This is a genomic window from Nonomuraea sp. NPDC049714, assembly GCF_044465295.1.
Classification (GTDB): domain Bacteria; phylum Actinomycetota; class Actinomycetes; order Streptosporangiales; family Streptosporangiaceae; genus Nonomuraea.
The window spans coordinates 210,106-231,670 of the sequence record NZ_JBITLM010000003.1; the positions used below are offsets into that span (position 1 = coordinate 210,106).

Below are 21,565 nucleotides of genomic sequence, written 5' to 3' on the forward strand. Positions count from 1 at the left end.
TCACGCACGAAATTGTTGCTGTACAACCTCATCGTCCCACCGGCATCCACAGCCAGCAGATCCGTGAACCCATCACCCGTGACATCCGCCGGAATAATCCGCGTCGAACCACTCCAACCATGCCCGACCACCCGTGGCCGACTACCCGTAAACGGCTGACCATCGTCACGCACGAAATTGTTGCTGTACAACCTCATCGTCCCACCGGCATCCACAGCCAGCAGATCCGTGAACCCATCACCCGTGACATCCGCCGGAATGACCCGCGTCGAACCACTCCAACCATGCCCGACCTCGCGCGGCCGACTACCCGTAAACGGCTGACCGTCATCACGCACGAAATTGTTGCTGTACAACCTCATCGTCCCACCGGCATCCACAGCCAGCACGTCAGCGTACGAGTCACCCGTCACACTGTTGCCGAGCATCGGCTCGTCGACCGGCGGCTCGTTACCGACGCCCGCAGGGGCCACGTACCCGTCGATGTCCCCGTTCGTGAGCGAGTAGCTAGCTCGGCTGACCTTGTCGCCCTGGTTGCCGCCGATCGTGGCGACGTGGGTACTGTTCGCGCTGGTGACGATGGCGACGTGGTCTATCGGGTGGTCATCGTCGGAGTCATGGTCCCAGTCGAACACGATGGCGTCACCCGGCTGGGGCCGGTATCCGCTGGAGCGGGCGTGGTAGAGACCTCGCTCTTTCCCGTAGGTCTTGAACGACTGCGCCCAGGAGTCCAGGCCCCGCACGTCGGACACGCCGGCCTTGCCCCACACCCAACGGGCGAACTCCGCACACCAAGCGATACCGCAGCTGTTGTGGTAGCCCGGGTTGCATTCCGTGCCGCCGAGCTGATCGGTGGCCACGCTGACGATTTGCTGTCGCGTCGATGCGGCATCCGCGGGGGACGCCATCAGGGCGATGCCGCATAACATGGCCAGCACGGACGTGAGTACGGTCCGGCCGAATCGTCGTCGCGCAGTGGATGCGGATCGCGGGACGCCGGTGAATGAGGTGCCTGTGCCGGCGGCAAGGGCGCCGCCGGTGGTTCCGAGTCGAATCGGCATCTATTCTTGGGTCCTTTCAGAGTCACCTGACAGGTGATATTCACCGTGCACTTCGCCCCAGCCGCGCATTCGGCCACGGGTAGGTGAAGAATCACATGCGAAAGTAGCGACACCCGGTATGTTCTCGGTATTTCGCCAATATGGCGGCGCTCTGCCCTGCTCGACGTTTGACGTGAATCGCGAAAGCCCGAAACGACCGATGATCCGATCCGCGAGGGCCCCCGCTCACCTCATCTAGGCATCGGGGCGGGCCGGCGGCTCGAGAAGGCGTTCCAGCAGCAACAAGCCGCTCTTGAGGTCGGCGCCCTTGTCGAGCAGCCACTCGGCGCCTCCTTGGGGGCGACCGTCGCGGTCTTCCAGTGGGGCTGGCTCAACGAACTCGTCCTGGCGATGGACTACGAGGTCTTCCTCGTCACCCGCATGCGGGAGGCCTACGTCCACGGCTCGCCGGCGCGTCAGGCGGTCATCGACGGGTTCGCCCACAGCGCCCGCGTCGTGGCCGCCGCCATGCTCATCATCGGCCGGCGAATCTGGTGGATGCCCCGCGTGATGAACAAGCTCGTGCCGATCTTGGACGTCGTAGGCGAGGCACTCGCCGAACGCCTCGCACCACGCAGGCCGACCGTCCAGTGCCCCGACACCGAGCCGGCACCGCGGGCAGGCGTGCCCGCCGACGACCTCGTGACTATCCGGCGGCGTACAGCTGGGTGATGCGCGCGCTGAGATCGGCGCCATAGTTTTGGTGGTACACCTGCGCGGAGCAGTAGACCGGTCCGCCTTGCCGGGACAGTACGGACGTCCAGGTGCCGGCGTTCTCCACGCCCGGGTCGCTCAGCCGCATGCCGGTGGCGACGATGTCGTCCACGCGCACGTCGACGACGTAGTCGGTCACGCCCTTGCGCTCGTACAGGCGCCACTGCAGTGCCGCGTTCGTCGCACCGGCCAGCTCGGCCGTCAGATCGATCGTGGTCCGCTGCCACGCGTCCTGATCAGCGGTGACGTCCCGCTCCCAGACCACCTTGCCGTTGAGGAGCAGCTGCTTGACGTGGTAGCCGACCGGGTGCCCGGATCTCCGGTCGTCCCGGTGCCAGAAGCTCACCGTGCGCTGGGTCGCGCCGGGCGTGAGCTGGACCTTCCGCGTGGCGCCGCACCACATCCCCGCGCTGGTGGCGGTGTCGGCCTGGACGACGAAACTCAGCCATCCGTCGCCCTCACGGGCGAGGTTGTCGGTCGCGGGACGTTCCCACCCGGAGGTACGGGACATGAAGGGGAGCTTGTACTGCACCACCCCGGCGAGTTCTCCCGTACGAACATGATCGAGCGCCTTCCTGGTGACCGCCTCGACGTAGGCGACAGTCGGCTTCTGGGCGGCGTGGCTCAAGGGATAGGCGTACGGCATCACGTAGACGTCGGTGTCAGGGAGCCGCTTGGCGAGCTGCTTGACCTGGAAGGACAGGCTCCACGACCACGACGTGTCGCGGACCGGGTCATCCCAGAAGGGGAAGATCACCCCGTCCAGCAGCGGGGCCTGCTCAGCGATGAACGCATCGGTGAAGTGGGCGTAGTAGACGGTCGGGATGAATCTCAACGAGGGGTTGATCGCCTTGGCTGCGGCTCGCACCTGCTTGACGTACGCCGGCGTGAACGTCCTGAGATCGTAGCTGTAGTCGTCCACGGTCCATCCGGCCAGGTTCGGATGGCTCTTCGAGAGGGTGGCGAGCTCACTCGCCCACTTCACATAGTCGTGCTTGTGCGGCCGGGAGACGCAACAGCCCGCCTGGCTCGGCGCGTACACCAGGACCCACACGTCGATCCCGGCCTTCGCGGCAGCCGGGAGAAACTCCGCACGCAGGTCGTCCCAGTGATGGAGGTCGCCGGCCATGGGATAGACGTAGGTGTTCACGTTGAGGGCCCGCAACGCCGCCACCATCGCCTTGGAGTCCACATGCCTGACTCCGTCGGCACGCGGCTCCACCTCCCGTACGAGGTTCGCCGCTGTCCCCACCACAGCGGGCACCGCGGCATGGGACACGCCGGGGAGCAGCGACAGCAGCAGCGAGACGGCTGCCGCGATGAGAGCGGGACGAGGCATGACGATCCTTCAGCATGATCCGTAGGTGAGGATCCGCCAGCATAGGAAACGCCGGTATGTCGCCGGTATAGCCGGTCGTCAGCGAACTGTGACCAGGTCAAAGATCCGCGAACGAGGAAAGCGCTGGATCCAGGCCCGGGGAAGCCGGGGCGTGCTCTCATGCGTCGGCCTGTGCCAGGCCCTGCTGAACTCGGGCGATCACGGCGGCCATGCGCTTCTCCTCTCCAGGAGGCCGGGCTGAGCGGATCGGTGCCCGGCGAGATCGCCTGGTCGGCGAGTAGGAGCCGTACCCGAAGACGCCCAGCTGGCCGGCGGCGGACGACAAGTCGCTGAGGGCCGTGTCGTCCTTGAGTGCCTGGAGGTCGTCGTCGTCCAGGCCGGTGGCCGTGACGGTGGCTCCGTGGAGCGCACGAACTCGAAGCTCGACCCCGAGGTCCTGTCCACCCTGGTGGCCGCCGCCTTCGACGGCCTGGTCCTGTCCTGGCTCGCCGACCCGGAGCGAACCCGCGCCGCCGATGCGCTCCGCCTGCTCGCCGACCTGCTCGAAGCCCGCGGCGACGACTGACCCGGTCAGAGCCGGCTCAGGACGTGCGCGCCTTTCACCGCGCCCGGGTGCTGTAGGAGTGCGCACCGGCCCCGGCCAGGGCGCCTCCCTCGACGATGAGGTACTCCTCGCGCATCGGCCCCCCCTCCAGCCACGCCTCCAGGATCTCGCGCGTCCCAGCGGCGTAACGCGCCTGCGCGGACAAGGACGAGCCGGAGATGTGCGGCGTCATGCCGTGATGCGGCATCGTCCGCCACGGGTGGTCGGCCGGGGCGGGCTGGGGATACCAGACATCGCCGGCGTAGCCGGCGAGTCGCCCGCTCTCCAGCGCGCGGACGATCGCGTCGCGGTCGGCGATCCGGGCGCGGGCGGTGTTGATCAGGTACGCGCCGCGCTTCATGGTGGCGAGCAGCGCGTCGTCGAACAGCCCCTCGGTCTCCGGGTGCAGCGGCGCGTTGACGGTCACCACGTCGCAGTGGGGGACCATGGCGGCGGTGTCGGGGTGGAAGGTGAGCCCGAGCTCCTCCTCGACCTCGGCCGGCAGGCGGTGCCGGTCGGTGTAGTGCAGGTGCACGCCGAACGGCTTGAGGCGGCGCAGCACCGCCGTGCCGATGCGGCCGGCGGCGATGGTGCCGACGTGCATGCCTTCCAGGTCGTAGGAGCGGGCGACGCGGTCGGCGATGTGCCAGCCGCCGTCGAGCACCGTCCGGTGGGCGGGCAGGTAGTCGCGTACGAGGGAGAGGATCATCATCATGACGTGCTCGGCGACGCTGATGCTGTTGCAGTAGGTGACCTCGGCGACGGTGATGCCGCGGGCGATGGCGACGTCCAGGTCGACGTGGTCGGAGCCGATGCCGGCAGTGATGGCCAGCTTCAGCTTGGGGGCGCGGGCGATGCGCTCGGCGGTCAGGTACGCGGGCCAGAACGGCTGTGAGATGACCACGTCGGCGTCCGCCAGTTCGCGGTCGAAGGCGGAGTCGTCGCCGTCCTTGTCGGAGGTGACCACGAGGGTGTGCCCACGCTCCTCCAGAAAGCGGCGCAGCCCCAGCTCTCCGGAGACGCTGCCGAGCAGGTGGCCAGGGGTGAAGTCGATCGCCTTGGGGCTGGGCAGCGTCTGGCCGCCCGGGTAGCCGGTCAGGGCGGGCAGACCGTCGCGTGCGTAGGCGGTCGGATGTCCGTCGATGGGGTCGTCGTAGAGCACGCACAACACTTTGACCATGGTTCCGGCTCCTCGTCGTTCGGGGTGATCTCACTGTCAGCCCGCACGTCTTCGCAGGTCAAAGCGTTTGTGTCTATCAGGTGATAGGCGCCGTCTATGCCAGGTGCTCAGCGGCGATCCGGTCGAACACCTCACGCAGATCGAGGTCCCTGGCGATGTCCAGCACGGCCCTGGCCATCGCCGACTCCGGTCCCGCGCCGGCCACGACCAGCCCCACCCGGGGCTCCCTGGCCGGCCGCTCCAGCCGGACCACCCGCATGCCCTCCGGAACGCCGAACATGTGCAGCCAGGCATGCGCGATCACGCTGGACCAGCGGTGTGTCGCCACATGCGCGAAGAGGGCGGAGACGGTGTCGGTCTCGATCGCCGGCACGGCGACCGCCCCTGCCTGGCGGAAGTTGGCGTCCAGGATGCGGCGGTTGCGCATCTCGGGGGCGAGCAGGCACAGCGGCAGGGCGGCGACCTCCGCCCAGCGCGCCACCCGCCGGTCGGCCAGCTCACCGTCGGACGGGGTGAGCAGCAGGTAGCGCTCCTCGTACAGCGGGCTGACACGTACCTCGCCCAGATCCTCCTCGCCGTCGAGGTAGGTCATCGCCATGTCGATCTCGAAGCCGGCCAGCCGCCGCGTGATCTCCCGGGACGACAACGACGTCAGGAGCACCCGTACGTGTGGATAGCGTTCGCAGAACGGCGTGGTCAGCAGGGAGGCTGCGGTCAGCGCGGTCGGGATCGCCCCCATGCGCAGCGTCCCCGACAGGCCCTCGCGCATCTTGGACAGGTCCTGGCGCAGCGCGTCGGCGTCCGCGAGGATGCGGTGCGCCCACAGCACCACCCGCTCGCCCTCGGGCGTCAGCCCGGCGAAGCGCTGCCCGCGCCGCACCAGCGGCACGTCCAGCTCACGCTCCAGCTTCCGGATGGCCGCCGACAGCGACGGCTGGGAGACATGACAGGCCGCGGCGGCGCGGGCGAAATGCCGCTCCCTGGCCAGGGCCACCAGATATTCCAACTGGCGCAACAGCACGTCACAGGATGTCGCGTACGTACCCCTCGCGTCCACCCTCCGGCGGGTGGCCCACGCCGAGCGCGGGCAGAGCCGCCGAGCTCGCGGGCGAGCGGTCGAGGAGGAGATCGCTGGCGCGCGCGTGACGTCCAGTCGCTGGACGAACCGGGCGCGTGGACGTTCCGGTTCGCCATCGACGGCCCGCGGGGGCCGGGAACCGGTGAGCTCAAGCTCACCCTGCTGGAGCAGCCCGGCCCACCGCTGGCGATCAGTTGGGCCATCGGCTCCGGCCCTCTGATCGGCCTGATCGGACTGATCGTCGTCGGCTGGCGGCGCGTCAGCCGAGGGAAGCGATGATGCCGGCCAGCTCGCCGGGCATGGACAGGAATGGCGAGTGGGAGGCGTCGAGCGTGACGACGGAGGTCGGGTTGTCCGGGAAGGCCGCATCCGCCTCCGCGATGAACCTCGCCTGCAGCGCCGGTCCGATCGCCTTGTCCCTGCTGCAGGTGAGGTACGTGCGCCGCACCGATCCCCAGCCGTCGTGGGTCAGGGTGGTGGTGCCGAGCATGATGCCGAGCGGACCGTCGGGCGTCAGCAGGCCGGTGGCGGCGTCGGCGAGGACCGGGTCGACGTCACCATAGAACGCCTCGCGAAGCCGCCGCCGGTAGGACGCGTCGTCCGTGGCCAGGTCCAGCCGCACCGCGCCTATCCGGCCAGGCTCGCCCCGCACCAACGGCCCGACCTGGTCATCGGCGGCCTCCGGCAGTCGCGAGTACGCCCCGGCCGGCACGCCGGACGCCGGCATGTACGCGGAGACGTACACCGCGTGCGCGACCAGCTCGGGCGTCCGCTCGGCCACGCGCATCAGTACGGGTCCGGCCGCGCTGTGGGCCACCACCGTGACCGGCCCGCCACCGCCGATCCGCTTGATCTGCGCGGTCAGCAACTCGGCCGCGTCGTCGAGGCTCACGTCCGCCACGGGCGAGACCTCCGTACCGACCGCCTCGGGATCGTACGGCTGTTCGGTGAACCACCGGGGCCGGCGGGCGTACAGCCCGTGCCCCGCCAGGTCCACCGCGACGGCAAGCCGACCGGCGGCCACCACATGGGGGATGACCCGGCTCCAGCACCAGGAGCCGTGCCAGAAACCGTGAACGAGTACCAGCGTGGAGGTGGCGTACATGGAGGGCTCCCTGGCTTCTAGGACGCGAGCCTGACGGGCAGGGCGCGGTACCCGTTCGAGACGAAGGACTCCAGCGGCAGCAACCCGCCCGGCTCGGGGGCCATGGCCAGGTCCGGGAAACGCTCGAAGAGCGCGGGGAGCGCGATCGCGGCCTCCAGCCTGGCCAGCGGCGCGCCGAGGCAGTGATGCGCGCCGTAGCCGAAAGTCAGGTGGTCCTTGGCCGGGCGTGTGACGTCGAACCGGCCGGCGTCCGGCCCGTGCACGAGCGGGTCACGTCCGGCGGCCCCGTAGCAGACGAGGATGGCCTCCCCCGCCCGCAGCGTGACGCCGTCGCCGCAGTCGATGTCCTCGACGGCGAAACGCAGCGGCAGGTTGGGCACCGGCGCCTGGTTGCGGAGCGCCTCCTCGATCACGTCCTCCCAGGTGGCGTCCCCGTCGCGGACACGGCCGAGCTGTCCGGGGTCGGTGAGCAGCGCGACGATCGCGTTGCCGAGCAGGTTGACGGTGGTCTCGTGGCCCGCGCTCACGAACAACGCCAGCGTGTCGACCAACTCCTCCTCCGACAGCGGCGAGGTGTCGTCGCGGGCGGCGATCAGGGCCGACGAAAGATCGTCGCCAGGCCGCTCGCGCTTCTCCGCGACCAGCTCCCGGAGGATCTGCTGTAGGCGCGGGAAGGCGGCGACGGTCTCCTCGGGCGCCTTCCCGATGTTGAACAACGCGTCCACGCACCGGGCCACCTCCTGGCGGGTGGCCTCGTCACCGATGCCGAACAGCTCGCAGATCACCCTGATCGGCAGCTGGTAGGTGTAACGGTCGCGTAAGTCGACAGGCTTCTCCCGGGGCAGGCCGGCCAGCTCGTCCAGCAGGTCGCCGGTGATCTCCTCGATGCGCGGCCGCAGCGCGGTGACGCGGCGTGCGGTGAAGGCGCCGGCGCTCAGCCCGCGCAGCCGACGGTGGTCGGGACCGTAGGCCGTGAGCATGTTGCGCACGGCCACCCAGGGAAACAGCGGCCAGTCCGGGGTGATCTCACCGTTGATCCAGGCCGGCCAGTGCTGGTAGGCGTCCTTGGACACCCGCGGATCGACGAGCAGGCGCCTGATCAGCCCCTGGTCGCTCACCGCCCACGCCCGCACACCACCGGGCAACTCCACGCGTGCGACCGGGCCGAGCGCCCGGATGCGCTCGGCCTCACCGAGGACGTCGCGGCCACTGGGATCGAGGACGAAGGGGACGACGTCGGCATGGTTATCCATGATCTTCTCCGCAGTCACGGTCGCGGAACGTGGTCGATCGGGTCGGCACGGGCGCGCGGCCTGCTCGGTCGAGGTCGACAGTCTTGGAACGCGTTCTCCTTTGGCAAAGTAGTACGCGCTCTGCACCAAGTCACGGTCACCGGCGCGGAAGTCAGCCTCGATCGGCCGGTGAGTTCGGCACCGAGGAGTCTCACGGAAGCTTCACGACCTGACTCGTGAACGACGCATGATCCGTTGGTTCCATGTCGAAGTAAGCCTCCTTCGAAAGGTCGGACCATGGAACGCAGAAGTTTTCTCAGGACATCGGCCGCCGCGCCGGGTGCCGCCGCGCTCGGATCGCTGGCGACGCCCTCGGCGTGGGCCGCGGGCAGGCCGAAGCGCGACGGGGTGTTACGGGTTCAGATCCTGATGTTCGAGGGTGTGGAGGTGCAGGACTTCGCGGGCCCGCTCGAAGTGCTGGGTCTCGTGCGGTCCGGTGGCGGGAAGATGCGGGTCACCCTGGTGAAGCCGGGTCCGCCCGGTGAGGTGGCGTGCGCCCTCGGCCTCGACGTCAACGTCGCGACGACCTGGAACCCGACGGACGCCGACATCAGCATCCAGGTCGAGGCCGCGATGGAGTACGAGCAGCGCGGCGTGGTCCGGCGACGCTCCTGACCGACCAGCGGCACTGGCACGCACCGGCCGGTGCACGCGATCAGGGCTCGGCTCTGCCGGTCGCCCATGCCCAGGCCACGATGGCGACGCGGTTCCTGGCGCCTGTCTTGCGCTGGATGACCGCGATGTGGTTCTTCACGGTGCCCGGGGAGAGGAAGAGTTCCGCGGCGATCTCGGCGTTGGTCCTGCCGTGCGCGAGCAGTGCCACGACCTCGTCCTCCCGCTCGGTGAGGACGACATCCGGCCTCTCGTGCGGCAGGCCGTGTCGGCGCAGCAGCCGGACGGTGAGCTGCGGGCTGATGAGCATGTCGCCGTTCATCGCGGCCCTGATGGCCTCGATGAGCAGCGTAGGCCCGGAGCGTTTGAGGATGAACCCGGCGGCGCCGTGCCGCAGTGCCGCGTGAACGTACTCGTCGAGACCGAAGGTGGTGACGATCACCACGTGGATGCCTGTGTCGGCGAGGGTGCGGGCCACCTCGATGCCGTCGGCACCGGGCATCCGGATGTCGGCGAGCACGACGTCGGGTGTGATCGCCTTCGCGGTGTCGATCGCGGTGCGGCCGTCGGCGGCCTCGGCCACCACGGTCATGTCGGGCTGGGCATCGAGGATCATGCGGAAGGCGCTTCGGATGCCTTCCTGGTCATCGGCGATGAGGATGCGGGTGGACACTCCGGCGATTGTGCCAGCGGCAGGGACACGGTCAGCGACCACCCAGCCGGTACGGCCTGCGTGACCAGTTCGCCGCCCTGCGCCCGGACGAGCGCGGTCAGGCCGGGCAGGCCCGACCCGCCGCGCCGGCCGCTTCGCGCCCGGGTCACGCCGTCGTTGGTCATCGTGATCTCCAGGAGGCCGGATCCGGCGGTGATGCCCAGGTCGACGCGGCCGGCTTGAGGAGCGTGCCGCCGGACGTTGGTGAGCCCTTCGATCACGATCCGATACGCCAGGGCCGCCGTCTCCGGCGGGACCGCCACCTGCGGGTCCATGCGCAGGTGGACGGGCGCGGGGCCGGCGGCGGAGAAACGTTCGGCTGCCTCACGGATGCCGCTGAGGTCACCGGTGGAGGTGAGAGGCCGGTCGTGGTGGAGCATGTCCAACGTACGGTCCAGCATCGACATGGCGCGCTGGCCCGCTGCTTCGACGCGTTCGAGCGCCCGCAGCGGATCGCCCGCGACGCTGCCCGCCTGGGCGTGGGCCACCATTTCGCTGATGTCGTGGGCGACGAAGTCATGCAGGTCGCCGGCCAGTTGCAGGCGCAACGCGGTGCGGGTGTCGGCCACGGCGCGGGTCTGCCGTACATCGAGGAAACGCAGGTAACCGCCCACCGCGGCGGCGAGGAGCGCACCCGACCCCCAGAACGCGCACGCGCCCAGCCCTTCCAGCGGCGAGGCGGGCGTGAGGAAGCGCAGCAGCCAGGTGGCCGCGGCCATGCCTGCCGCAGCCGCGGCCACCGCCGCCCGCCGTGCCGGCGCGTACCGGATGACCAGGCCGACCAGCGCCATGAGCGCGAGGCTCTCGATCATGCCCAGTGCGGCGGCCTGCGGCGCGGGCCGGGCGGCGCCGACGACGTGAGCCAGCGTGAGGGCCAGCGAGCCGGCCGCCGCCACGCACGTCAGGGCGGGCAGCCGCCACCTCAGCGCCGGGCGCCACAGCACCGCCACCGCCGCTGCCACGGGAACCAGCAGCGACAGCCACGCGGCAATCCACATCGAACTCACCGAACCGACGATACGTCCGCCCTGAAATCCGGCCGAAGGTGCCGTTCGGCATCTTCGGCAGTGGCCAGAGGTGCCGAACGGCATCTGGTCCGCCGGGCTGCCCCCCGGCGACGCTGATCACATGAAAACCATCACTTCCGCCTGGCGAGGCTACGCGACGGCACTGTGGGCGCTGGCCTACGGCCTGCTCGGCTCGGCGTGGGCGCTCGGGCTGCCCGGCTTCCCCTGGGGCGCCTCCGACCCCGACCCGGACGGTGCACTGTCCATCCTGGCCGGGACGACACCGCGCTTCGGCTGGTGGATCGCCGCCTTCAGCCTGATCACCGCGGTGACGGCGCTGATGCTCAGCCGCGGGGACGACCGTCGTGCTCCGTTGTTCCTGGCGTGGCCCATCGCCGCGATCCTGGTCCTGGTGGTTCCCGACTCGCGGCTGATGATGGGCGTCGCCTACACGCCGCTGCTGCTGGTGGCGCCGGTCTTCGGCTGGAACCTGGGCGGCGTCGGCTTCGCCGATGCCTGGCCATGGCCCGTCCTCAATCAGCTGGTCTGTGTGCTGGGCGGACTGCTGCTGGCCGCCACGGCGCTGGCGTATGGCCGTGGTCAGGGCCGAACGCGCTGGTTCACCCCGCAGCGGGGGCGCACCGCCGTGTACGTGGCCGTCGTGGTGCCTCTGGTGTACTGCATCACCCGCTGGGCGTGGGCGCTGGGCATCCCGGTCGGGGTGAGCCCGGAGTTCCTGGCCGAAGGCGAGGACGGCCTGTGGCTCGCGGGCGCCTATCTGGCGACCTTCGGCGCATTCGGCGGCGTGCTCACCCTCGGGCTGGTACAGCGGTGGGGAGAGGTCTTCCCCCGCTGGATCCTCGGCCTGCGCGGGCGGCGGGTACCGCCCCTGCTGGCGGTCATCCCGGCCGGCTTCGTCTCGATCATCATCACCGTGGCCGGGCTGTCCTACATCCGGTGGACGATCGCGGGCCGGTTCAGCATGGCCGAATGGGGCGCCTGGCTGCCGGAGTGCTTCTGGCCGATCTGGGGCGCCGCCCTGGCCACCGCCACCGTCTCCTACCACCTGCGCCGCAAGGACGACCCGAACGGGTCAGGTCTTCTCGGTCGCCTGCCGCAGGCTCGCCATTCTCAGCTCGACCAGAACGGCATTCACGCGCTCGGTATCGGGGCTGTCGGGCAGCACCGATGCGATCGAGCCCAGCGCCGCCAGTTCCTTGTCGACGAAGGCGGAGAATGCCTTCGGGTTGAACGTGGCCAGCCGGCCGGCGGCGAACACGTCCTCCCGCTGTGCCGACATGTCGATCACCAGCCGCCCGGTCGTCAGCAGCGCGCGCCCCTGCCGCAGGAGCCGCACGCAGGACCGGGCGTGCCTCATGGTGCGCTCGGCGAGCTCGTCGTCGCCGCTGAATTCGTCCCGGTCCTCATGAGGCGACGATGAAACGCGCCGGAACGACCGCAGCGCCGCGTTCGCGTAGGCTTCGCGCACGCGCGGGGCCGCCAGGAACGCCTCGCGAACATCGATGAGCGCACGGCCTTCCTCCGTTCGGACCGTGTAGGAGTCCAGCCACAGCAGTTCGCTCGCCGCCGGATCGGCTTCGAGCGCGAGGGTCGCGAATCGGCACAGCTCGTGCATGGTGAGGCTGCCATCGGGGCTCACGTAGGTGCGTGTCAGGGCGGTGGGCCCGCGCAGGCCGCAGACTTCCTCGGCGTCCGCGAGATAGACGCCGAGCACTGCCGGTTCGCAATCTTCGGTGGCCAGCCCGTAGACGGTGGATCCCACCACCCCCATGAGCACTGTCATACTCCCCGCTTTCCCAGGCGTTCGGCATCATGTCGGCGAGGTTCTGCCTGCCGCGACCCGACACCACGGCTTGCCGGCCGGTCACAACCTGCCGAGAGCCTTGGCCAGCGCGGTCGCGGTGGAGGCGATCACCTTGTCATCGTGCGGGGTGTTGTCGGTGTTGCGGTTGGTGAACACCGACAGGATGATCGGCGCCTTCGATCCGGGTGTCCAGACGATCGCGAGGTCGTTGGCGGAGCCGTGGTTGCTCGCGCCGCCGGTGCCGGTCTTGTCGCCGACCGTCCAGCCCTTGGGGAGTCCCGCCCGGATCCGGTTCGCGCCGGTGAGGCTGGCCTTCAGCCAGCCGACCAGCCGTGCCCGGTCGCGAGTGTCCAGGGTCTTACCGGTGGTGAGCTTGGTGAAGGTCTGTGCGGCCGCCATGGGGGTAGTGGTGTCGCGCTGTTCACCGGGTGCCCACTGCGTCAGCGTGGGCTCCATCCGGTCCAGGCGGCTCGTCCGGTCACCGGTGGCGCGGAAGAACTGGGTCAGCCCGTGCGGCCCGCCGATCTGCTTCAGCAGCGTGTTGCCTGCGAAACCGTCGGATTTGGTGATCGCGGCGCGGCACAGCTGGGCGGGGGTCATGCCGGTGTCGGTGTATTCGGTGGTCTCTGGGGAGTTCGCGGTCAGCTCGGCCATTTCGGCAGGCTTCCAGCGGATCACCTTGTCCATCAGCCCGGGGGCGCTGGTGCGCGCTCGGTGCAGCACCGCGGCGCATGCGAACGCCTTGAAGCTGGAGTTGAACGGGAAGCGCTCGCCGGCCCGGTAGCCGACCGTCTTACCTGTCCCCAGGTCGATGCCCACCGCGCCGATCCGCCCGTCGTAGGACTTCTCAAGTGCCCGCAGCGTCTTGGTCAAATCCGGGCCGGAGGCACTCGTCTCGCCCGTGACGGCACTCGCCACAGGGGCGGGACCGCCCAGCAGCGCGGAAGCGGCCAGAGCGACCACGAGTCGCAGTCGGAGATGGTGTGTCATGCCGAAGAGAAGATCAGGAACTGGCCGGTTACGTCCAATATCGATATTGGCCATTTCGTCATATCGGCACGGATATCGATAGCCCCCGCAAGCAGAGGAGTGGCCGTCGCGACGCTGGGTGAGCCCATAGTCCCAACGCCAGGCTTTCGTTACTCTCTGTTGTCATTCGACTACGCAGTGTTGTTCAGTGAGGTGTCTGCCACCGCAGGCGTTCACCGCACAGCAAAGGAGTCCCCCATGACGACCCTCCTCCGCAGGACCGCAGTACTGCTGGCCACGGTGACGGCCGCCGCCGGCCTGGCCCTGCCCGCCTCAGCCGCGACCTCCACCACGGCCGCCGCCCAGGTGCCCTGCCCCAGGATTCTCGCGGTCTGCGCCCAGACCGCGCAGGGCGAGCTCAGGATCATCGTCAGAGACGAGCCCGTCATCGTCCCGCCCGTCGTCCGAGCGGTGAACCAGACCCCCGAACCCTGGTGCTTCTTCTCGGCGCCCGGCTTCAACGGCGACCGCCGCGAGGTCTCACCCTGGGAGACCGTCGAGGACTTCGGCTTCGAAGTCTTCTCGGCCCGCCGAGGCGTGTGCACGTGGTCATGAGCCGTCAGGTCCCGGCCTGATCCCGGGCCGCTGAGGCCACTCGCCGCCGGCCCGGCCATGAAGGGCCGGCGGCGTTTCACACCGGGCGCAGGCTCGCACCACGGGTGCGCGTCACCCGTGCCGTTGTGCGCGAATGAGGGTGTCGAGGCGCCGCCACGCCGGGGACGAGGCGTTGACCGTGCCCTGGATGAGGGCGGGGATCTCGGAGGCCGCATCCAGCTCGGGCGGCTCGTCGGCTCCGTAACGCGCCCTGGTCGCCTCGGCGATCCGGCGGGCGAGGTCGTCGATACGGGGATCGCCGGCGTCGAGGTCGTACGCGCGGTCGTAGTCGAGGAAGAGCCGCCGTAGCGCCGGGTCGGCCAGGATCTCGGCCTGGTCCCGGAACAGGACGATCGCCCGGTCCGGGTGCGTGGCGAACACCAGGATCCACAGGTCACGTTGCAGGTTCACCCACCGAGGGGTGAATCCCCAGCGGGTCAGGTGCTCCAGATGGGCGCCGACCTCGGCGGGCAGCGGTGTCAGCCGCCCGGCGGCGAGCCGGCGCAGGCGCCCCTGTGTCGCCCGCAGGGCACGGATCCGGCCGGCGAGCTCGTCGTCGATGTCACGCAGCGCCCGCCGGAACTCCTCGTCGGTCGCCGATCTCAGGTCCCGGATACGGGCGAGGGGGACGCCGGACTCGGCGAGCGTCCGTTGATCAGGTCGATGGCGTCGTCGGCGCCGTATCGCCGGTAGCCGGACGCGTCGCGGCCGGGCTCCGGGAGCAGCCCTCTGTCGTGATAGACGCGGATGGTCTTGATCGATACGCCGACGCACCTGGCCAGCTGCCCGATGGTGACCACCTGGCCATCGTCCCACTTGACCCTTCCCCAGGGGCAGGGCTGCACCATGACGTCATGGCGAACACGAACATCGATCGGCAGACCCTGCGCGCGCTGGCCGACGAGGGCAACGTCGAGAGCAACTCGCGCTGGTCGGCAAGCTGACGAAGATCGACGAAGCCCTCGGGGTCACGGTGGCGCAGCAGGTGATCGCCTGGGTGCTCGCGCAGGGCAGGGCAGGGCAGGGCAGGGCACGACATCGTCGTCCTGGTCGGGGCCAAGCGGCCCGAGCGGATCGCGGAGGCCCTGCCCACAGCCGCCCCGAGCCCAGCAGCGTGGCCGCCGCCCACGTGGCGGACCTCCTCGGCCGGCTGCGGGCCATCCTCGCCGACAGGATCGCCACCATGTGCACCCTGCTTCTCAACGGCCTGGAGAAGCGAACGGACGGCTCAGTCCCAGTCGTGGTCACCCGGGAGTAGCACCATGTTGTGGGCGCCCAGGATGTCCACCAGCTCGTTGAACTTCTCATCCGGCCAGGGCTCCGGAGCCCGGTCCGTCTCGCCGTACGCCAGGAAGAAGGCTTCGGGCCCGGCGGGCGTGTAGAAGACGAGGAGCCTGGCCGGCTCCGCGCTGATGTTCTTGAAGCCGTGGCGGGTGCCCTTCGGGATGTACACGAAATCGCCGATGCCGGCCGTGATCTTCTGGTTTCCGTTGATGAACGAGAACTCTCCGGAGACGACGTAGAACGCTTCGTCCTCCTTGGAGTGGATGTGCGCTTGGTTGCCGTGGCCGGGCTCGATGATGCCGTCCATGAAGGCGAACGCGCCGTCGGTCTGCTCTCCGGTGACCTTGACCGCCATCGTCTCGTGTCCGGTGAGCCGGATGACGCCGCCGTCCTTACGGACGACGAAGCCGTTGGCGGCCGTCCAGACAGGGTCATCCTTGGGGGGCAGCGGCAGGTTGAGGGCCATGCTGTGATCCTTTCTCGGCCAGATTCTCATTGATCGTAATTCATTGAATGTCAGTCAATCAACTACTCTCATCGATGATCTTGGAATACCCTGAGGGCTGGGACAAGTCGCATCACCGGGAGGATCAGACGTGACCGGGTCCGTCGCAGGTAAGCCGCCCACGCGGCGGCAGTTGGCCGCCCAGGAGACGCGCCGGAAACTGCTGCACGCCGCACTGGAGAACTTCTCGCAGCGCCCCTACGCGGACGTCACCGTCGGGGACATCGCCCGCTCGGCCGGGGTCGCCCACGGACTTCTGTCCCACCACTTCAACGGCAAGGAGAGCCTCTACGCGGAGGCCGTACGCGAGATCGACCGGCGTCTTCGCGCCGCCACGAAGATCGACGGCGACGGGCCCGTCCTCGAACGTCTCCGCCGTCATCTCATCGCCCATCTGGAATTCCTGGCCGAGCACGAGGACGCCGCCCTCAACCTGATCCTGCGCCGCGCGGAGGGCACCGACGTGGCGTGGGAGGCCTTCGAGGCGACGCGCCGGGAGGGGCTCCGCGCGATCTGCCGGTTGCTCGGCCTCGACGCGGACGAGCCGGCGCTTCAGTTGCCCCTGCGCGGGTTCGCCGCCGCCTGCGACGAGACCGCCCTCCTCTGGCTCAAGAGCGGCCGGCCCTACGAGACCGTGGCGCTGGTCGGCATCTGGATCAGCTTTCTGTCGGGCGCGATTCGCGCCGCCCGCGACCTCGCGCCGGCTCCCGCGCTGAGCGAGGCTCTTGAGGCGCTGCGACGTCCATGACCGTACGAGGCCGGACGTCGGCGGACAGCAGATCTTCGAGTTCGGCGACGTCGCCGGTCTGCGTGGCGGCGAGGAACGTCCGTACGAGGCGCCGGTGCGCGGTGGTGCTCACCGGGTTGCGCCGCTCGGCGACGAGGTGACCGCGGGCGCGTCGGACGAGCTGCCGCGCGTGGTCTTCGCCCAGGCCGAGGATCTCGGAGATCCGGCGGTAGGGGTAGTCGAAGGCCACGCGCAGGAGATAGACCGCTCGCTCGGCGGGGGTCAGTCTCTCCAGGAGCAGCCGGATCGCGGCGTCGACCGCCTCGTGACGTTCGGCCGCCGTCTCGGGGCCGACGGAGCCGTCCGGCGTCTCGGGAAGCCAGGGGCCGGCGGAGGTCTCGCGCCGCCGGCGGGCGGACTGCACGACGTTGATGGCGAGTCTGGTGGTGGTCAGCGCCAGGAACGCGGGCGGGCTGATGACGACCGAGCGGTCGGTGCCCGCCCACCGCAGCCACGTCTCCTGCACCACGTCCTCGGCCTCACCCGCGTCTCCCAGGACGCGCAGACCGATCGCGAAGAGCCGGGGCGCGACTCCGACGAACGCCGAAGCGGCTCCGTCCCGGTTTCTGACCGGCGGCCCCACGGGGTCGCCGTGCGGCTCCAGCACGTTCATGGTCACGATCTCGGCTCCGTTCGTACGCAGCGTCGGCAATGCCTGCGTGACCACGGTCGCTTTCGGAGCCCCTCCATCGCGCCCTGGGAAGAGCCTGGTCGATACCCTGGTGGTGCGTTGCGGGTGCCCAGGGGGGCACTGGGGTAGATCGCCCCCTAGCTGGGGACTTGTCCCTACGGACCAGGTGACCACCGGATCCGTGACACCGGGTCTGTCACGGACCCGCGTGGTGTCGGGTAGTAGGAGACGACCGCCTTAGGGAGGCGTGAAAAGATGAAGATCGCCGTCATCGGCGGGACGGGCCTCATCGGATCCCGGGTGGTCAGGATCCTGAGCGCGCGCGGGCACGAGGCGGTGCCGCACTCAAGGTCCACCGGTCTGGACCTGATCAGCGGCGAGGGCCTGCCGGAGGCGCTGACGGGCGCCGACGTCGTCGTCAACCTGACGAAGCCGTCGACCTTCGACGAGACCGCACCCGCCTTCTTCCGCAAGACCATGGGCAACCTGGTGATCGGCGCCGCGGCGGCCGGCGTCGGCCACGCGGTCATCCTGTCGATCGTGGGCGCCGACCAGGTGCCCGACCTGGTCTACTACCGCTCGAAGGTGCTGCAGGAGGACATCCTCAAGGCCGGCCCGGTGCCGTACTCCATCGTGCGGGCCACGCAGTTCTTCGAGTTCGTCGACACGGTGCTGTCCTGGACCTCCGACGAGCACGCCGTCCGCCTGCCCGCCACCCTCATGCAGCCCGTGGCCGCGGATGACGTCGCCCAGACCGTGGCCGACGTCAGCGTGGGCGTCCCGCTGGGAGGCACCCGGGACATCGCCGGTCCCGAGGTCTTCGCGCTCGACGAGCTGGGCAGGATCACGCTCGCCGCCCGTGGCGACCACCGCGCCGTCGTCACCGACGACGGCGCCGGCATGTACGCCGCCGCCTCGGGCTACGCCCTCATCGCCAAGAACGGCGCCGTCATCGCCAGGACCACCTATCGGGAGTGGCTCGCGCGCTGACCGGTCGGCGGGGCGGCGCCCATGGCAGGGCGCCGGTGACCAGGAATTTCGCGGCAGCCGTCACAAGCCTGAAGGCTGTCCGGTCTTAACTGGCGACCGGGTGGCACCAAGCGCCCGGCGGACAGAAAAGGATCGCGATGAAGATCGTAGTAATCGGCGGGACCGGCCTGATCGGGTCGAAGCTGGTGGCGAAGCTGACCGAGCACGGTCACGAGGCGGTGGCGGCGTCGCCGAACACCGGCGTCGACACCCTCACCGGCGAGGGGCTGGCGGAGGTGCTGGAGGGCGCGCAGGTGGTGATCGACGTGTCCAACTCCCCGTCGTTCGAGAGGGCCGCGGTGCTGAAGTTCTTCGAGACCTCCACCCGCAACCTGCTCGCGGCCGAGGCGAAGGCGGGCGTGGGCCACCACGTCGCGGTGTCGATCGTGGGCACGGAGCGGATGCCGGAGAACGGCTACTTCGCGGCGAAGATCGCCCAGGAGCAGCTGATCGAAAAGTCCGGGATCCCGTTCTCGCTCGTGCACTCGACCCAGTTCTTCGAGTTCACCCGCGGCATCGCCGACGAGGCCACCGTGGACGGCAAGGTGCACATGGCCCCGGTGCTGTTCCAGCCCATCGCGGGCGACGATGTCGCCAAGGCGGTCGGCCGGACCGCGGTGGGGTCGCCGCTGAACGGCAGGATCGAGATCGCCGGGCCCGAGCAGTACCGGATGGACGAGTTCTTCCGCAAGGCGCTGGCAGCCTGGGGCGACCAGCGCGAGGTGGTCACCGACCCGCACGGGCGCTACTTCGGCAGCGAGCTGAGCGAGCGGTCGCTGGTCCCGGATGACGGCGCCGTGCTCGGCGAGATCCACTACCGCGACTGGTCTGGAAAGTAGCCCGGATCAGGCTTCTGAACAGGAGTTGTGCTGTGACCGCAGCGGCGATGGTCGCCGAGTTCGATGACGTCGCCGGCTGGACCGCCGACGCCGTCGAGCAGCTCGGGAGGCGGCACGCCATCCCGGCCGCCTGTCGCGGCAGCGCGAGCCCGGCGGCGCTGGCGTGGCTGGCGGAGGCGTGCGAGCTGTCCCCGGGCATGAGGCTGCTGGACGTGGGCGCGGGAGCCGGCGGGCCGGCGGCGTGGGCCGCGGAGCGGTTCGGGGTCCGGCCGATCCTGCTGGAGCCGATGCCGGCGGCGGGCCGGGCCGCCGCCCGGCTGTTCGGACTGCCGGTGATCGCGGCGGACGGCCGGCGGATCCCGCTCCGCACGGGGTCGGCCGACGCCGCCTGGTGCCTGGGGATGCTGTGCACCGTACGGGACAAGGCGGCAGTGCTCGGCGAGATCCGCCGGGTGCTGGCGCCCGGCGCCTCACTGGGGCTTCTGGTGGTCCTCGCCCGTGGCCCGCAGGTTCTTCCGGTCCCGGACGGCAACCACTTCCCCACGGAGCGGGACCTCGTCACGCTGCTCGCCGGCGCCGGGTTCGAGCTCCTTGAACAGGTCGACCAGCCCAGCCAGGCGCCGCTGTCGTGGTCGCGACGTGCCGAGCAGGTGGCGGCGGTCGTCGCGACCCGGCACCAGGCCCACCCGGCCCACGCGCTGGCGGCTCACCAGGGCGAGCGCTTCACCCACCTGTTCGCCTCCGGCCAGATCACCGTACGACTGATCCACGCGGTCAGCCGGACCTCCACGCGGGCCACGTACGACGCTGCCAGGGGCGTACAGAACGCGGATCGGGAGGCCGCGTGAGCGCCTGTGCTGGGCGCGCCGATGTCCCGGTTGGTGAGTCCCTCGCGGGCGAGACGCGCCACGTTGACCTCCTGGTCGGTGAGTCGCGCCGCCGACCCCTGCGCGCGCGTGCGCACCGTCTCGCCGCTCGCGCTCAGCTCGCGCGCGGCGCGCTCGGCGAAGCCGTTCAGGCCACAGGCCGACAGCACCTCGTACGCGACCCGGAACTGCTCGCGCGCGTCGGCGTGCCTGCGTTGACGGCTCAGCTCCTCCCCGTACAGCAGGCGGCAGCGCCCCACCATGATCGGGATCCGCTCGTGCTCGAAGCGCTCGATCGCGTCCCGGTACAGGGCCTCGGCCTGGTCGCCGGTGTGCGTGGCCGCCTCGACGAGTTCGAGCAGCGTGCGCATCGCGTGGCTCAGCTCGTGTGTGTACGGCAACTCGCGGCTGCCGGAGGCCATCGCCTCGGTGAAGCGTCTCAGGCCGTTGTAGAGGATGGCCTCGGAGAAGTTGACCGCGCTCAGCCCGTAGCCCTCGCCACGCGCGTACGCGTCGGCTCGGATCCGCTCCGCCCAGCGCTCCGTCGCCTCGGCCTGCCCTCGGTACGCCGCGAGGAAGAGCCGCCCGTACTGCGGCAGCGGGTTGCCGGTGACGTCCTTGATGGCGTCGATCTCTTCGCAGGAGGCCTCGGCCGCGTCCAGGTCGCCGTCGACCGTCTGCGCCAGCATCAGCAGGCTCAGGGCGATCGGCAGCCCCGGCGGCGGCCGTCATCTCCAGGAGCGCGTTGGAGACGGCGGCCACCTGCTCGGCGTCACCGAGCCGGCCGCCGTAGAGCGCGGCCGCCAGCGCCTCGATGTCGAGCAGGCGCAGGGCCGCCGCGGTCACCTTGGCTGGGATCTGCCCGATGCATGGTGTCTGCGGTGTCGAATCCAGTGGTGACACGAGCCACGAAGGGGCTCCGCGCGATCGACGACCGCCTGTCTCGCGCAACGTCGAAGGCGGGAACCGAAACCGGTTCCCGCCTTCGGCGTTGTCACCGTGCGATGGCGCGACGGTCCCGCCGCTCTTCCAGCTCCTCCGGGCTGACCACGGTCAGCATCGGCTGGCCGGGCGCGCAGAACATCGTCACCACGAACGCCGACTCCTCGTCCGCGAGGTGGTTGCCGTCCTGGTAGTGGATCACGTCCCCACCGGGCTCCCAGAACGCCTCGCCGGCCCGGACGACCCGCACGGGTTCCCCTTCGAGCTCGAAGTTGACGGCCCCCTTGATCACGTACCCGTACGCGGGCCCGGAGTGACGGTGGGGCGGCGCACCGGGGCTGTTCGGCGGCAGCGTGACCAGGATCGTCATCGCCTCGGCCCCCGCCGGCGCGGGCGGCGCCCCCGGCACGGTGGCGACCACGTCGAGCTTCGGCGGCGGCCCGCTCTTGTCGGGGTTGTCGAGGTGGTGCGCGTTGGCGTGGTCGGTGCTCATCAGGATTCCTTCGCTGGAC

At 69.9% G+C, this 21,565-nt stretch carries 24 protein-coding genes; 9 read left to right on the forward strand and 15 right to left on the reverse strand.

The genetic code is table 11. The annotated features are described in order from the left end of the window. Window positions 1-1,061, reverse strand: a 1,061-nt coding sequence (locus tag ACIBQX_RS14215; RefSeq protein WP_397004265.1) for a CHAP domain-containing protein, incomplete at its 3' end; no start/stop codon positions are given. 333 nt (window positions 1,062-1,394) lie between these two features. Between ACIBQX_RS14215 and ACIBQX_RS14220 the strand changes: the two genes are divergently transcribed. Beyond that, window positions 1,395-1,772, forward strand: coding sequence for an MMPL family transporter (locus ACIBQX_RS14220; RefSeq protein WP_397004267.1), 378 nt, complete (start codon window positions 1,395-1,397; stop codon window positions 1,770-1,772). Here the strand turns inward: ACIBQX_RS14220 and ACIBQX_RS14225 are convergent. After that, window positions 1,747-3,153 (reverse strand): hypothetical protein, encoded by a 1,407-nt coding sequence (locus tag ACIBQX_RS14225; protein ID WP_397004269.1) that lies wholly within the window; start codon window positions 3,151-3,153, stop codon window positions 1,747-1,749. The two genes, ACIBQX_RS14220 and ACIBQX_RS14225, sit on opposite strands and share 26 nt — an antisense overlap. Window positions 3,154-3,553: 400 nt before the next feature. Here ACIBQX_RS14225 and ACIBQX_RS14230 point away from each other — a divergent pair, with 400 nt between their 5' ends. After that, on the forward strand, window positions 3,554-3,718 hold the full coding sequence (locus ACIBQX_RS14230; protein WP_397004271.1) for a TetR family transcriptional regulator C-terminal domain-containing protein: 165 nt from the start codon (window positions 3,554-3,556) through the stop codon (window positions 3,716-3,718). Between the two features lie 34 nt (window positions 3,719-3,752). Here the strand turns inward: ACIBQX_RS14230 and ACIBQX_RS14235 are convergent, their stop codons facing one another. The 4 genes from ACIBQX_RS14235 to ACIBQX_RS14250 all read right to left on the reverse strand — a co-directional run bounded on the left by ACIBQX_RS14235 (window position 3,753) and on the right by ACIBQX_RS14250 (window position 8,352). Beyond that, the gene (locus tag ACIBQX_RS14235) at window positions 3,753-4,916 is read right to left on the reverse strand and encodes an NAD-dependent formate dehydrogenase (RefSeq protein ID WP_397004273.1); all 1,164 of its coding nucleotides are present in this window, start codon (window positions 4,914-4,916) and stop codon (window positions 3,753-3,755) included. Window positions 4,917-5,010: 94 nt separating this feature from the next. Further along, entirely contained in the window at window positions 5,011-5,937 is a 927-nt protein-coding gene (locus ACIBQX_RS14240; protein ID WP_397004275.1) for a LysR family transcriptional regulator, read from the reverse strand. 316 nt (window positions 5,938-6,253) lie between these two features. Beyond that, window positions 6,254-7,099 carry an alpha/beta fold hydrolase gene (locus ACIBQX_RS14245; RefSeq protein ID WP_397004277.1) on the reverse strand — a complete coding sequence of 282 codons (846 nt, stop codon included), beginning with the start codon at window positions 7,097-7,099 and terminating at the stop codon, window positions 6,254-6,256. A gap of 17 nt (window positions 7,100-7,116) precedes the next feature. Beyond that, entirely contained in the window at window positions 7,117-8,352 is a 1,236-nt protein-coding gene (locus ACIBQX_RS14250) for a cytochrome P450 (protein ID WP_397004279.1), read from the reverse strand. Between the two features lie 276 nt (window positions 8,353-8,628). On the opposite strand from ACIBQX_RS14250, the gene ACIBQX_RS14255 reads away from it, so the two are divergent. Beyond that, window positions 8,629-9,006 carry a twin-arginine translocation signal domain-containing protein gene (locus ACIBQX_RS14255; RefSeq protein WP_397004281.1) on the forward strand — a complete coding sequence of 126 codons (378 nt, stop codon included), beginning with the start codon at window positions 8,629-8,631 and terminating at the stop codon, window positions 9,004-9,006. Between the two features lie 40 nt (window positions 9,007-9,046). Here the strand turns inward: ACIBQX_RS14255 and ACIBQX_RS14260 are convergent, their stop codons facing one another. From ACIBQX_RS14260 to bla, 4 genes are all read right to left on the reverse strand, one after another. Beyond that, the gene (locus ACIBQX_RS14260) at window positions 9,047-9,676 is read right to left on the reverse strand and encodes a response regulator (protein WP_397004283.1); all 630 of its coding nucleotides are present in this window, start codon (window positions 9,674-9,676) and stop codon (window positions 9,047-9,049) included. Further along, window positions 9,616-10,722 (reverse strand): sensor histidine kinase, encoded by a 1,107-nt coding sequence (locus ACIBQX_RS14265; RefSeq protein WP_397004285.1) that lies wholly within the window; start codon window positions 10,720-10,722, stop codon window positions 9,616-9,618. Before ACIBQX_RS14265 ends, ACIBQX_RS14260 begins: the two co-directional genes overlap by 61 nt. Before the next feature lie 1,093 nt (window positions 10,723-11,815). Next, window positions 11,816-12,526 (reverse strand): DNA polymerase beta superfamily protein, encoded by a 711-nt coding sequence (locus tag ACIBQX_RS14270; protein WP_397004287.1) that lies wholly within the window; start codon window positions 12,524-12,526, stop codon window positions 11,816-11,818. 81 nt (window positions 12,527-12,607) lie between these two features. Then, window positions 12,608-13,537 (reverse strand): class A beta-lactamase, encoded by a 930-nt coding sequence (gene bla, locus ACIBQX_RS14275; protein ID WP_397004289.1) that lies wholly within the window; start codon window positions 13,535-13,537, stop codon window positions 12,608-12,610. Between the two features lie 237 nt (window positions 13,538-13,774). On the opposite strand from bla, the gene ACIBQX_RS14280 reads away from it, so the two are divergent. Then, the gene (locus tag ACIBQX_RS14280; protein ID WP_397004291.1) at window positions 13,775-14,131 is read left to right on the forward strand and encodes a hypothetical protein; all 357 of its coding nucleotides are present in this window, start codon (window positions 13,775-13,777) and stop codon (window positions 14,129-14,131) included. Between the two features lie 111 nt (window positions 14,132-14,242). Here the strand turns inward: ACIBQX_RS14280 and ACIBQX_RS14285 are convergent, their stop codons facing one another. Then, entirely contained in the window at window positions 14,243-14,581 is a 339-nt protein-coding gene (locus ACIBQX_RS14285; protein WP_397004293.1) for a hypothetical protein, read from the reverse strand. Window positions 14,582-14,772: 191 nt separating this feature from the next. Further along, the gene (locus ACIBQX_RS14290) at window positions 14,773-15,018 is read right to left on the reverse strand and encodes a MerR family transcriptional regulator (RefSeq protein ID WP_397004295.1); all 246 of its coding nucleotides are present in this window, start codon (window positions 15,016-15,018) and stop codon (window positions 14,773-14,775) included. Between the two features lie 266 nt (window positions 15,019-15,284). Here ACIBQX_RS14290 and ACIBQX_RS14295 point away from each other — a divergent pair, with 266 nt between their 5' ends. After that, window positions 15,285-15,428, forward strand: coding sequence for a hypothetical protein (locus ACIBQX_RS14295; RefSeq protein WP_397004297.1), 144 nt, complete (start codon window positions 15,285-15,287; stop codon window positions 15,426-15,428). Here the strand turns inward: ACIBQX_RS14295 and ACIBQX_RS14300 are convergent. Beyond that, entirely contained in the window at window positions 15,399-15,920 is a 522-nt protein-coding gene (locus ACIBQX_RS14300) for a cupin domain-containing protein (protein ID WP_397004299.1), read from the reverse strand. The two genes, ACIBQX_RS14295 and ACIBQX_RS14300, sit on opposite strands and share 30 nt — an antisense overlap. A gap of 130 nt (window positions 15,921-16,050) precedes the next feature. On the opposite strand from ACIBQX_RS14300, the gene ACIBQX_RS14305 reads away from it, so the two are divergent. Then, window positions 16,051-16,707: a TetR/AcrR family transcriptional regulator gene (locus ACIBQX_RS14305; RefSeq protein ID WP_397004301.1), complete on the forward strand. Its 657-nt coding sequence runs from the start codon at window positions 16,051-16,053 to the stop codon at window positions 16,705-16,707. Here ACIBQX_RS14305 and ACIBQX_RS14310 read toward each other — a convergent pair. Further along, the gene (locus ACIBQX_RS14310; RefSeq protein WP_397005425.1) at window positions 16,616-17,359 is read right to left on the reverse strand and encodes a sigma factor-like helix-turn-helix DNA-binding protein; all 744 of its coding nucleotides are present in this window, start codon (window positions 17,357-17,359) and stop codon (window positions 16,616-16,618) included. The two genes, ACIBQX_RS14305 and ACIBQX_RS14310, sit on opposite strands and share 92 nt — an antisense overlap. Window positions 17,360-17,632: 273 nt before the next feature. On the opposite strand from ACIBQX_RS14310, the gene ACIBQX_RS14315 reads away from it, so the two are divergent. The 3 genes from ACIBQX_RS14315 (at window position 17,633) to ACIBQX_RS14325 (ending at window position 20,093) form a co-directional block, all read left to right on the forward strand. Then, window positions 17,633-18,367 (forward strand): SDR family oxidoreductase, encoded by a 735-nt coding sequence (locus ACIBQX_RS14315; RefSeq protein WP_397004303.1) that lies wholly within the window; start codon window positions 17,633-17,635, stop codon window positions 18,365-18,367. A gap of 137 nt (window positions 18,368-18,504) precedes the next feature. After that, window positions 18,505-19,245, forward strand: a complete 741-nt coding sequence (locus ACIBQX_RS14320; RefSeq protein WP_397004305.1) for an SDR family oxidoreductase — start codon at window positions 18,505-18,507, stop codon at window positions 19,243-19,245. A 32-nt stretch (window positions 19,246-19,277) separates the two neighbouring features. After that, the gene (locus ACIBQX_RS14325) at window positions 19,278-20,093 is read left to right on the forward strand and encodes a class I SAM-dependent methyltransferase (RefSeq protein ID WP_397004307.1); all 816 of its coding nucleotides are present in this window, start codon (window positions 19,278-19,280) and stop codon (window positions 20,091-20,093) included. Between the two features lie 1,012 nt (window positions 20,094-21,105). Here the strand turns inward: ACIBQX_RS14325 and ACIBQX_RS14330 are convergent. Continuing rightward, window positions 21,106-21,546 (reverse strand): cupin domain-containing protein, encoded by a 441-nt coding sequence (locus ACIBQX_RS14330; protein ID WP_397004309.1) that lies wholly within the window; start codon window positions 21,544-21,546, stop codon window positions 21,106-21,108. Between the last annotated feature and the right edge of the window lie 19 nt (window positions 21,547-21,565).